We start from the raw sequence: 6,160 nt of genomic DNA on the forward strand, positions 1-6,160 counted from the left end.
GAGGCCGGATACATGTCAGCACCCGACACCGCGCCAAATTGCTCCAAAACCCTCTTGCGCAAGGGGCGGTTATACATGTTGCACAAATCGGCTGATGGCCGGGGTTCCCCTTTCCCCGGACAGACTTATCCCACGGGCTCTGTGACAGGGATGCCGAGCGCGGTGTAGCCGTTCAGAACGGCGATACGGACCTGAAGCTCCGCGACCTGTCGGTCGAAGTCCCGCGCCATGAGGCGCTGCCCCAGCAGTTTCACACAGTGCATCTTCGTTTCGACGCGGCTTCGGCGGTGGTATCCGCTCCATCGTCGCCAGAGAGCACGACCGAGGTATTTCGATGCCCGCAGCGCTTCGTTTCGTGCGACCGCGCCGGCGGTGACGGTCTTCCACGGCTTGGCATTCTTGCGAGGCGGAATGACAGCGCGGGCGCCGCGGTCAGCGATTGCATCGTGGCATTTGCGGGTGTCGTAGGCACCGTCGGCAGTGACGCTGCTGATCTGCTCGTACGCTGGGATCTGGTTGAGCAGGTCGGGTAAGACCGGTGCATCGCCGATATGGCTCCCTGTGACCTCGACTGCGCGAACCTCCAGTGTTTCCTCGTCGATCCCGAGATGGATCTTGCGCCAGACGCGCCGTTTGGGTCCACCATGCTTGCGGGCGTGCCACTCGCCTTCGCCCTCGACTTTGATACCCGTGCTGTCGATCAGCAGGTGCAGCGGCCCCTTGGAGCCGCGATACGGGATGTTCACGGCCAGGGTCTTCTGGCGGCGGGACAGGGTGCTGAAGTCGGGCACCGCCCAGTCGAGGCCGACCAGCCGCAGTAGGCTTTCGACGAAGCCTGTCGTCTGCCGAAGCGCCATGCCGAACAGCACCTTCATCGAAAGGCATGTCTGGATGGCGGCATCGCTGTAGGTCTGCTGGCGGCCACGCCTACCTGTCGGCGCGGCATCCCAGCTCATCTCGGGATCGAACCAGATCGTCAGCGAGCCGCGGCGCTTGAGCGCTTCATTGTAGGCTGGCCAGTTCCTGGTCCTGTAGGTCGGGGGTGTAGGTCTGCTCATGTATCCCAGCTACCACGCTGGATTCATGAGATGAATCCCACACGGGATTTGTGCAACAGAGCCCAGGGTATGCCAAAAATAAGCCTATCCGCCACCAAGGTCTCACATTGAGCATTTGCAACAGGGCTCCCAGAACTGAGTGCCCGGAGAGGCTTACATCTCGACTTCGACCGCCCTTCCGCGGGCGACCGCGAGGTCGACGGCGGCCGATGCAACGGCCAGATCCTGGATTCCTACCCCAGTGCCATCGAACAACGTGATTTCCTCCGCGCTTCGACGTCCCGGGTGTTCCTTGTTGATGACGTCACCGATCGGCACGATCGCTGCCGCGTCGAGCAAGCCCATGCCGAAGGCATGCTGGGCCTCGCCAATGGTCGTCGACTGAGCGACCTCGTCCGTGAACACAGTCGAGGCCGCGACGATCTCCGGCGCCACCTCCTGCTTGCCCCTTGTGTCCGTGCCCATGCAGGCCAGATGGGTGCCGGGGCGGATCAGCCCTTCCGCGATCATGGGGCTGAACGAAGAGGTGATCGTGACGACGACATCTGCTTGCCGACACAGCTGCTCAAGCGTCACGGACTTGAATGGCAGGCCCTTCTCTTGCGCAGCCGCTTCCAAGCGTTTGAGCCTTTCAGGTGTCCTGTTCCATGCCAGCACTTTCTCGAACGGCCGCTGGTCAAGCGCGGCACGCAGCTGGTAGGTCGATTGGTGACCCGCGCCGACAATGCCAAGCACCTTGGCATCCGGTCGGGCAAGATATTTGATCGAGACGGCGCTTGCCGCAGCGGTGCGCAGCGCGGTCAGCAGGTTTCCCCCGACCGCTGCCTGAACCCGGCCGGTATCGGCATCGAACAGAAACACGGTGGACTGATGATTGATCAACTCGCGTCTCTGGTTATTGGGCCAGTAGCCGCCAGCCTTCAAACCAAGATTCCGCGCGCTGCGGTCGAAACCGCCCTTGAACCCGTAAAGCGCATCTTCATGCCCGATGGCTTCGCGCACCACGGGGAAGTTGCTGGCTTTCCCGCTTGCCATGGCCGCAAATACCGCCTGAACCGCATCGAACGCCGCTTCGGGCGTCATCAGCCCGGCGATTTCTTTTTCTGGAACGATCCACATCAGTAGGCCTTCCCTCGTGCCGAAACCGGCCACACCGTTTCGACCTTGCCGTTCCGAACACCCACATACCAGTCATGAACATTGCAGGTCGGGTCGCAATGCCCCGAAACCAGCCGCAGCTTTTCATTGACCTTTAGCACCCCATTGGGGTCGCTGATCACGCCATGCTCGTCACTGCATTTGATATATTCCACATCGTCGCGGCCATAGATGAAAGGCAGGCCACTATCGACCGATTGCGCCTTGAGGCCAGCATCGCAGATCGCCTTGTCGGGCTTGGCGTGGCTCATGACACTGGTCAGGATGAACATCGCATTCTCCCATTCGCCCTTGTCGATGCGATTGCCGTTTTCGTCCAGGATACGGCCGTAATCGGCATCCATGAAGGCGTAGGAACCGCATTGCAATTCATTGTAAACTCCTGAATTGCTTTCGAAATAATAACTTCCAGTGCCGCCACCCGAGACCAATTCGGGCTCCAGCCCCTCGGCCTTAAGGCCCTCGACCGCGTCTTTCACCTGCGCAATCGCAGCATCCAGCTTGGCCTTGCGGTCCTCATAGCTGTCCATATGCTGCATCGCGCCCTGATAGGCTTGAATTCCAAGGAAGTTCAGCCCTTCTGCGGCATCCGCAGCCTTGGCAATCGCCAAGACCTCTTCGGTCGTTCTGACGCCACAGCGCCCTGCTCCGCAATCGATCTCGACAAAAATGTCCAGAGTGGTGCCATGCTTTTGCGCACCAGCCGACAGATCGACAATATTGGCGACATCATCGACGCAGACAATCACCCGGCAGCCCAGTTTCGGCATCCGCGCCAACCGGTCGATCTTCAGCGGGTCCCGGACCTGATTACTGACCAGAATATCCTTGATCCCACCGCGTGCGAAAACTTCAGCCTCGCTGACCTTCTGACAGCAAACGCCAATCGCGCCGCCCAGCTTTTCCTGCAATTTCAGCACATCGACAGATTTATGCATCTTGCCATGGGCGCGGTGGCGCATCCCATGCGCGCGGGCGTAATCGCCCATCTTCTTGATATTCCGCTCCAGCGCATCCAGATCCAGGATCAGGCATGGCGTCTGGATATCGGCCTCATCCATCCCCGGCAGGGCGGGAACGTCGAAACCCACTTCAAGATTGTCGAAATTCACAGGCGCGTTCATTGCAACTCTCCTTGATTCCACGGCAGCTTGTCGAGATCGACATTGCCGCCAGTGATGATGACGCCGACCCGCTTGCCGGCAAAAATATCGCGGTTCTTCAGGATCGTGGCCAAGGGCACGGCGCTCGACGGCTCCATTACGATCTTCATGCGCTTCCAGATCAATTTCATCGCCTCGATGATCTCGGGGTCCGAGGCGGTCAGGATGTCGGTGACATGGCGCTGCACGAAATGCCATGTCAGTTCCTTCAGCGGCACCAGTAGGCCATCGGCAACCGTCCTCGGGGCATCATCGGCAATGATATGCCCAGCCTTGAAGCTGCGCATGGCATCATCGGCCTGCGCGGGCTCGGCGGCATAAATCTTCACCTTCGGGGCAAGGTTCGACAGCGTCAGGCAGGTGCCCGAGACCATTCCACCCCCGCCGATCGGGGCGATTACGGCATCCAGATCCTCGATCTGTTCGATCATCTCAGCCGAGCAGGTGGCCTGCCCCGCGATCACACGCGGATCGTTGTAGGGATGCACGAATTCGGCCCCCGTCTCGGCCACGACCTCGGCAAAGACAGCCTCGCGGCTGCTGGTTGAGGGCTCGCATTCGACGACCCGCGCGCCATAGCCGCGAACTGCATCCTTCTTGGCCTGAGGCGCGGTGCGTGGCATCACCACCGTGCAGGGTATCCCCCTTTGCCCGGCGGCATACGACAGGCAGGTTCCATGATTGCCGCTGGAATGCGTGGCGACACCACGGGCCGCCTGCGCATCCGTCAGACCGAACACCGCATTACTGGCCCCGCGCGCCTTGAACGCGCCGGCCTTTTGCAGGTTTTCGCATTTGAAGAACAGCTCGGCCCCGGTCAGTTCATTCAGCATGCGCGAGGTCAGAACCGGCGTGCGATGAATATGGGGCGCGATCCGTTCACGCGCCGTATGCATGTCTTCTAGAACAGGAATATACATCGACATTTCTTCATTAGGCGGCCTTCTGCCACTCTTGAGGCTCGGCACCAGCCAATCTGACGCAACCCTCGAACGGAGAATGCTGCGGGAAGGGCCACCGACCCAGTCAGCTCACTCCACGTTCATGGGGTCTGGATGCATTCAGCGAACAGTTTCTTCGCCGCATGCAGCGTGAGCTCGATGGGATTGCCACCCGCGGTCGGGTCGACGATCGCCATGGCCGCCATCTCGTCAATGCGGTCGGTACCGATGCCGAGTTGAGCGAGCTTGTCCGGCACGCCGAGTTCCTCGCGCAAGCCGAGAACGAAATCGTAGAAACCGTCGAAGCCGCCGGCAATGCCGAGATAGGCGGCCGCCTGCGCAAGTTTTTCTTCCACGGCCGGACGGTTGAAGCGCAGCACGGGCGGCATCACGACCGCATTGGTCATGCCGTGATGCGTGTTGTAGATCGCGCCGACCGGGTGCGACAGCGAGTGGATCGCGCCTAGGCCCTTCTGGAACGCCACCGCGCCCATCGCCGCCGCCGACATCATGTGCGAGCGCGCCTCGATGTCGGATCCATCCTTCACGGCCCTCGGCAGGTTCTCCTTCACCAGCCGCATGCCTTCCAGCGCAATGCCCTGGCTCATCGGGTGGTAGAAGGGGGAGGAATAGGCCTCTAGGCAGTGCGCGAAGGCGTCCATGCCGGTGCCGACGGTGATGACCCTCGGCATGCCGACTGTCAGCTCGGGATCGCAGATGGTCACCGCAGGCAGGAGTTTCGGATGGAAGATGACCTTCTTGGTGTGGGTGTCCGAGTTTGTAATGACTGAAGCGCGGCCGACTTCCGAGCCGGTTCCCGCCGTGGTCGGCACGGCCACGATCGGCGCGATGCCCTCGACCGAGGCGCGGGTCCACCAGTCGCCGATGTCCTCGAAATCCCAGATCGGGCGAGTCTGGCCGGCCATGAAGGCGACCGCCTTGCCGAGGTCGAGGCCCGAGCCGCCGCCGAAGGCGACGACGCCGTCATGGCCGCCGTCGCGGAACACCTTGACCCCGGCTTCGAGGTTCTTCTCGTTCGGGTTCGCATCGACGTCGGCGAAGATCACGCGACCGAGGCCGGCCGCGTCAAGAATGTCGAGCGCGTTCTGCGTAATCGCCATCGGAGCGAGGCCGCGGTCCGTCACCAGCAGTGGCCGCTTCATGCCAACGGCCTTGCAGTGATCAGCGAGTTCCTTGACCCGGCCGGCGCCGAACTTGACTGCGGTCGGATAGCTCCAGTTTGCGGTGATGCTCATGCAGTGGCCTTCTTGAGGTGATAGGATTTCGGACGCGTCAGGTTCTGGAATCCAATGACAGACAGGGAACCACCGCGGCCGGTGTTCTTGACTCCAGACCAGACGAGCGCCGGGTCGAGATAGTCGGCGCGATTCATGAAGACGGTGCCGGTCTCGATGTCAGCGCCGATGCGGGCGGCGCGCTCGGGGTCCGTGGTCCACAGAGATGCGGTTAGCCCGAACTCGCTGTCGTTCAAAAGCGCCAGCGCCTCGTCGTCGCCCGACACCTTCATGATGCCGACGACCGGACCGAAGGATTCCTCGCGCATCACCCGCATCGAGTGGTCGACATTGGTGAGGATCTGCGGTGCGAGATAGGCACCGCCGTCATCCTGCGGAAAGTTCGCCGCATCGACGACTGGGACGGCGCCGGCTGCGATTGCCTCGCCGACCTGCGCACGCACTGCCGCTGCGAAGCGCTTGTTCGCCATCGGCCCCAACGTTGTCTCGGGGTCGAGCGGGTTGCCGGGTGTTGTCACGTTAAGTTTCTCTGGCCGGAAAGGCCAGGGGCTCGTAGATATTCAGGCGAAACAGGCCGCAATTTT

5 protein-coding genes and 1 pseudogene are annotated in these 6,160 nt (G+C 61.5%); all 6 read right to left on the minus strand.

Annotation, left to right across the window (positions count from 1 at the left end; translation table 11 throughout):
• Window positions 1-125 precede the first annotated feature (125 nt).
• On the minus strand, window positions 126-1,058 hold the full coding sequence (locus tag Q1A36_RS20900) for an IS5-like element ISPko1 family transposase (protein WP_028710025.1): 933 nt from the start codon (window positions 1,056-1,058) through the stop codon (window positions 126-128).
• A 153-nt stretch (window positions 1,059-1,211) separates the two neighbouring features.
• Window positions 1,212-2,177: an iminosuccinate reductase BhcD gene (gene bhcD / locus Q1A36_RS20905; protein ID WP_024845496.1), complete on the minus strand. Its 966-nt coding sequence runs from the start codon at window positions 2,175-2,177 to the stop codon at window positions 1,212-1,214.
• The gene (bhcC, locus tag Q1A36_RS20910; RefSeq protein ID WP_024845497.1) at window positions 2,177-3,340 is read right to left on the minus strand and encodes a 3-hydroxy-D-aspartate aldolase BhcC; all 1,164 of its coding nucleotides are present in this window, start codon (window positions 3,338-3,340) and stop codon (window positions 2,177-2,179) included. Before bhcC ends, bhcD begins: the two co-directional genes overlap by 1 nt.
• Entirely contained in the window at window positions 3,337-4,299 is a 963-nt protein-coding gene (gene bhcB / locus Q1A36_RS20915; protein ID WP_024845498.1) for a beta-hydroxyaspartate dehydratase BhcB, read from the minus strand. Before bhcB ends, bhcC begins: the two co-directional genes overlap by 4 nt.
• A gap of 122 nt (window positions 4,300-4,421) precedes the next feature.
• Window positions 4,422-5,576 carry an iron-containing alcohol dehydrogenase gene (locus Q1A36_RS20920; protein WP_299848046.1) on the minus strand — a complete coding sequence of 385 codons (1,155 nt, stop codon included), beginning with the start codon at window positions 5,574-5,576 and terminating at the stop codon, window positions 4,422-4,424.
• Window positions 5,573-6,160, minus strand: a pseudogene (locus Q1A36_RS20925) (aldehyde dehydrogenase family protein); the annotation flags it as partial. The pseudogene Q1A36_RS20925 and the gene Q1A36_RS20920, both read right to left, overlap by 4 nt.

It is taken from the genome of uncultured Paracoccus sp. (genome assembly GCF_947487305.1).
Lineage (GTDB): Bacteria > Pseudomonadota > Alphaproteobacteria > Rhodobacterales > Rhodobacteraceae > Paracoccus.

What these genes read in the sequence shown, in the direction of transcription:
- Q1A36_RS20900 (WP_028710025.1), bottom strand. Translation starts at nt 1,058, where the DNA reads ATGAGCAGACCTACACCCCCGACCTACAGGACCAGGAACTGGCCAGCC.
- bhcD (WP_024845496.1), bottom strand. Translation starts at nt 2,177, where the DNA reads ATGTGGATCGTTCCAGAAAAAGAAATCGCCGGGCTGATGACGCCCGAA.
- bhcC (WP_024845497.1), bottom strand. Translation starts at nt 3,340, where the DNA reads ATGAACGCGCCTGTGAATTTCGACAATCTTGAAGTGGGTTTCGACGTT.
- bhcB (WP_024845498.1), bottom strand. Translation starts at nt 4,299, where the DNA reads ATGTATATTCCTGTTCTAGAAGACATGCATACGGCGCGTGAACGGATC.
- Q1A36_RS20920 (WP_299848046.1), bottom strand. Translation starts at nt 5,576, where the DNA reads ATGAGCATCACCGCAAACTGGAGCTATCCGACCGCAGTCAAGTTCGGC.